This window comes from Teichococcus deserti, from assembly GCF_001982615.1.
GTDB lineage: Bacteria > Pseudomonadota > Alphaproteobacteria > Acetobacterales > Acetobacteraceae > Pseudoroseomonas > Pseudoroseomonas deserti.
The window spans coordinates 1-4548 of the sequence record NZ_MLCO01000229.1 but is presented as its reverse complement, the minus strand read 5'-3'; the positions used below and the strand labels follow the sequence as shown (position 1 = coordinate 4548).

Sequence of the window (4548 nt, the reverse complement as noted above, 5' to 3'; positions counted from 1 at the left end):
CGCCACCACATCGGCATAGGTCCGGTAGGGGGTGCTCTGGTGCGCCACCAGCGCCAGCGGCCCGGTGCCCACCAGGCAGACCGGGACGAAGGCCTCCATGGTCTTGAAGGGCAGGCGCATCACGCTCTCATTGGTCGCCTGGGTGTCATAGACCAGCACCCAGGTATAGCCGTCCGGGTCGGCGCGCGCCGCCTCGCCCGCGCCGATCGCCCCCGAGGCGCCGCCGCGATTTTCGATCACCACCGGCTTGCCCAGGATCTCCTGCAGCTTCGGCTGGAAGATGCGGCCCACCGTGTCGGTGCTGCCGCCCGGCGGCCAGGGCACGATCAGGCGGATCGGCCGTTCCGGCCAGGACAGCTGGCCGCGCGCCACATTGGGCATCGCCAGGGCGCCCAGGGCTCCCCCGAGCGTGCCGGCGGCCACCAGGCCGCGGCGTCGAATGATCATGGTTGGTCGACCCTTCCCTGCACCGGGGGATGGGCGCCTCGCCCTCCCCCTTTCTTTCCGGGAAGGTAAGCATCCATGCCCTGGCCGGGGCAAGCCTTGCGTCACCCCTGCAGCGGCAGGCCCCCGGGCTCGTGACGGAAGCTGTCGACGATATGCTGCGCCAGCGCCCGCGCCGCCGGGGTCTCGGCCCGCTGCGCCAGGGCGATCTCGAATTCCGGCAGGCGCGGCAGGCCGTCGGCCTCGCCCAGCACGCGCAGCCCGGGCGGCAGGGGCCCGGCCAGGCTGACCGTGACGGCAAGGCCGGCCAGCACCACCGCATAGGTGCCCATCTGCGCGCTGGAGCTGTAGGTGACCCGCCAGGGCAGGCCGGCCTGGTCCAGCGCCCCGGTGGCCGCGGCGCGCCAGATGCAGGCGGGGTGGCCGAGCGACAGCCGCAGCGGCGTCTGCCGCTGCACCGCATGCGCCACCGGCCCCACCCATTGCAGCGGGCCGCGCCACAGCGGCAGGCTGACCACCCCCTGCCGCTCATGCCCGGCGGAGAAGATGGTGAGGTCGAGCTCGTCCTTCTCCATCCGCTCCAGCAGCTCGTTGGAGGGGGCGCAGATCACCTCCAGCTCGGCCGCCGGGTGGCTTTCGGCGAAGCGCGCCAGGATCTCCGGCAGCCAGAGCATGACATAGTCGTCCGGCGTGCCCAGCCGCACCCGGCCGGTGACGTCGGGGGCGCGGAAATTGGCGATGATCTCGTCATGCATGGACAGCCAGGGCCGCGCCCGGTCCAGCAGCCAGGCGCCCTGCGGCGTCAGCGAGAAGCCCTTGGCGCCGCGCACCAGCAGCGGATGGCCCAGGATGTCCTCCAGCCGCCGCATCTGCATGGACACGGCCGACTGGGTGCGCCCCACCCGCTGGGCGGCACGGGTGACGCTGTCGCCCTCGGCGATCAGCACGAAGGAGCGCAGCAGGTCGGGGTCCAGGCCGGGCGGCAAAGCGAGCATGGCGCCATCATCAATCCACTTGATGGCATCCGTCAAAACAATTCGTTTCCCTTATTTCGCACCTGCACGCATCGTCCAGCCGCCGGCAGCACCGCCGGCGCTCCTTCCCATGCCCGAAAGGCCCTGTTCGATGTCCGCCCAGCTTGGCTCCGCCTGCTCCGCCCCCGCCGTTTCGCGCCCCGCCGCGCAAGTCGCGCGCCCGGCCGGCTGGATTGCCTTCATGCGGCGCTGTCTGCAGACGCTGCGAACCCGCCAGCACCTGGCCGAGCTCGACGGGCATCTGCTGCGCGACATCGGCCTCTCCCGTCCGCAGGCCAGCGCCGAGCTGCGCCGCGCCCCCTGGGACCTCGCCCGCCGCCCCTGAGCCGCGGCCGCTCCTGCAGCCCGCCATAAAAAAAGCCCCGCGCAAGCGGGGCTTTTCAGGCCGGGAGGGCGGCAGCCTGGCCGCTCAGGCGGCCCAGCGCAGCGCCGGCTGGCTGCGCAGCACGGCGGCGGCCCAGCGCGGGCCTTCCTCGATCAGACGGTCAATCTGCCGCGGCGTCAGCGTCTCGACATGCTCGCGCGCGGTGACCAGGCCGCGCTGCCAGCCGACCATCGCCTCCGGCACCGGCAGCTCGCCATCCGCCATCTCCAGCGCGTGGCGCGCGGTGCCCAGCACGCGGGCGGCGGCCTCCAGGCGCAGCCGCTCGGTCAGGCCACCCTGGGCCAGCTCGGTCAGCGCGTCCATCGTCACCCGCCGGCGCATGCCCGGCGGCAGTTCCATCTTCTCGACAGCCATGGTGGGAATCTCCAGATGCATTCCCCGCTCTTCTTGACTTGATTCGGTGGGGGCGGGGCGTCTGCCCGCGACATGGACCCGGCGGCCGGGAACGACAAGGATAAACGAAGCCTTTGCGTCCCGCCGGCCGCATGGCGCCATGCAAGCCACGCGCGGCGTCAGCGCGGCCATGTCTGTCCGGGCATTCGGCGCGGCCGAGCGGGGGTGGCGGCCACGGCGGAAACCCGGCCGGCTTGCGGCGAGGCCCTTCCTCAAGGCACGTCGTCACGGGGCATATCGCAGCCGGTCTGCGCGGCTGATATGTCCCTGGCGCAAACGCGGAACGCGCCCGACGGTTTCGCACTTCCCGAAACGGCCCAGCAGGGGCATTTGACCCACCATGTCGCACATGCTGTCGAACCAACGCATCTCCCTTCCCAAGGACCGGATCCGCATCCTGCTGCTGGAGGGCGTGGCCGACAGTGCCGTGTCGCTGCTCGGCGGCGCCGGCTACACCAACATCCAGCGCGAGACCAAGGCGCTGGAGGGCGAGGCGCTGAAGGCCGCGCTGCAGGGGGTCCACCTGCTCGGCATCCGCTCCCGCACCCAGGTGACCGCCGAGGTGCTGGCCGCCGCCGACCGGCTGATCGCCATCGGCTGCTTCTGCATCGGCACCAACCAAGTCGACCTGGCCCAGGCCAAGCAGCTCGGTATCCCGGTCTTCAACGCCCCCTTCTCCAACACCCGCAGCGTGGCGGAGCTGGTGATGGGCGAGATCGTCATGCTGCTGCGCCGCATCCCCGACCGCTCGCGCTCGGCGCATGACGGCGGCTGGGACAAGTCGGCCACCCATTCGCGGGAGGTCCGCGGCAAGACGCTGGGCATCGTCGGCTATGGCAATATCGGCAGCCAGCTCTCGGTCCTGGCCGAGGCCTTCGGCATGCGCGTCATCTATTATGACACCATCCCCAAGCTGCCGCATGGCAACGCGGTCGCCGCCGCCAGCCTGAACGACCTGCTCTCCGCCGCCGACGTGGTCAGCATCCATGTCCCCGAGACGGCCGAGACCACCAACATGATCGGCGCCGCCCAGATCGCCGCCATGCGCGCCGGCGCCATCCTGATCAACAACGCCCGCGGCCGCGTCGTCGACCTCGACGCCCTGGCCGCGGCCATCAAGTCGGGCCACATCCTGGGCGCCGCGGCCGACGTCTTCCCCGACGAGCCGAAGCGCAACGGCGAACGCTTCACCTCCCCGCTCCAGGGCCTGCCCAACGTCATCCTGACGCCCCATATCGGCGGCAGCACCGAGGAAGCCCAGGACCGCATCGGCGAGGAGACGGCCCGCAAGCTCTCCGACTATTCCGACACCGGGGCCACCCTCGGCGCGGTGAACTTCCCCGAGGTCACCCTGCCCGCCAAGCCGCACGGCACCCGCTTCATGCACGTCCACCACAACGTGCCGGGCGTCCTCGCCTCGATGAACGAGGTGTTCAGCCGCTTCAAGCTGAACATCTCCGCCCAGTTCCTGCAGACCGACCCCCAGATCGGCTACGTCGTGGTCGATGCGGATGGGGTGGCGGATCCCGAAGGCGTGCTGGCCGCCCTGAAGGAGATCCCTGGCACGATGCGGGCGCGGCTGCTTTACGAGCGCCATTGAAAGAAAGGCTGGGGGAAGAATTCCCCCAGACCCCCATCTTTTTTCTGTTAGCTAGAACAAGGGAGCCTGGCCGTGTCCCAGCCCAACGCCATCGTTGAATGCGGCCAGGTCCGCTTCGGCAACACCCTGCCGCTCGCCGTCATCGCCGGCCCCTGCCAGCTCGAAAGCCGGGACCACGCGCTGGAAATGGCCTCGGCCCTGAAGGAGATCGCGGCCCGCCAGGGCTTCGGCCTGATCTACAAGACCAGCTTCGACAAGGCCAACCGCACCAGCGCCCGCGCGCAGCGCGGCCTCGGCCTGGAAAAGTCGCTGCCGATCTTCGCCGAGATCCGCGAAAGCCTCGGCCTGCCCGTGCTGACCGACGTCCACAATGCCGAGCAATGCGCTCCCGTGGCCGAGGCGGTGGACATCCTGCAGATCCCGGCCTTCCTCTGCCGCCAGACCGACCTGCTGCTGGCCGCCGCCGCCACCGGCCGCGCCATCAACGTCAAGAAGGGCCAGTTCCTCGCCCCCTGGGACATGGCCAATGTCGTCGACAAGCTGACCGGCGCCGGCAACGCCAATGTCCTGCTGACCGACCGCGGCACCAGCTTCGGCTACAACACCCTGGTCAGCGACTTCCGCGGCCTGCCCATCATGGCCCGCACCGGCGCGCCCGTGATCTTCGACGCCACCCATTCGGTGCAGCAGCC

Annotated in this window: 6 protein-coding genes; 3 read left to right on the top strand and 3 right to left on the bottom strand. The window is 70.5% G+C overall.

The window, feature by feature from the left end:
* A partial coding sequence (locus BKE38_RS21320; RefSeq protein WP_278247633.1) for a Bug family tripartite tricarboxylate transporter substrate binding protein occupies positions 1-447 on the bottom strand: 447 nt, incomplete at its 3' end.
* A 101-nt stretch (positions 448-548) separates the two neighbouring features.
* Positions 549-1439, bottom strand: coding sequence for a LysR substrate-binding domain-containing protein (locus BKE38_RS21315; protein WP_076959259.1), 891 nt, complete (start codon positions 1437-1439; stop codon positions 549-551).
* Positions 1440-1659: 220 nt separating this feature from the next.
* Here BKE38_RS21315 and BKE38_RS32290 point away from each other — a divergent pair, with 220 nt between their 5' ends.
* Positions 1660-1803, top strand: a complete 144-nt coding sequence (locus tag BKE38_RS32290; protein WP_165694248.1) for a DUF1127 domain-containing protein — start codon at positions 1660-1662, stop codon at positions 1801-1803.
* Between the two features lie 84 nt (positions 1804-1887).
* On the opposite strand, the gene BKE38_RS21305 is transcribed toward BKE38_RS32290, so the two are convergent.
* Positions 1888-2238, bottom strand: a complete 351-nt coding sequence (locus BKE38_RS21305; protein WP_076959256.1) for a hypothetical protein — start codon at positions 2236-2238, stop codon at positions 1888-1890.
* Positions 2239-2605: 367 nt separating this feature from the next.
* Between BKE38_RS21305 and serA the strand changes: the two genes are divergently transcribed.
* Both serA and kdsA read left to right on the top strand, forming a co-directional pair.
* Positions 2606-3856 (top strand): phosphoglycerate dehydrogenase, encoded by a 1251-nt coding sequence (serA, locus tag BKE38_RS21300; protein ID WP_076959258.1) that lies wholly within the window; start codon positions 2606-2608, stop codon positions 3854-3856.
* 72 nt (positions 3857-3928) lie between these two features.
* The coding region (gene kdsA, locus BKE38_RS21295; protein ID WP_076959255.1) for a 3-deoxy-8-phosphooctulonate synthase at positions 3929-4548 on the top strand (620 nt) is incomplete at its 3' end.

Coding starts and splice junctions, on each gene's coding strand:
- BKE38_RS21315 (WP_076959259.1), bottom strand. CDS start 1,439: ATGCTCGCTTTGCCGCCCGGCCTGGACCCCGACCTGCTGCGCTCCTTC.
- BKE38_RS21305 (WP_076959256.1), bottom strand. CDS start 2,238: ATGCATCTGGAGATTCCCACCATGGCTGTCGAGAAGATGGAACTGCCG.
- serA (WP_076959258.1), top strand. CDS start 2,606: ATGCTGTCGAACCAACGCATCTCCCTTCCCAAGGACCGGATCCGCATC.
- BKE38_RS32290 (WP_165694248.1), top strand. CDS start 1,660: ATGCGGCGCTGTCTGCAGACGCTGCGAACCCGCCAGCACCTGGCCGAG.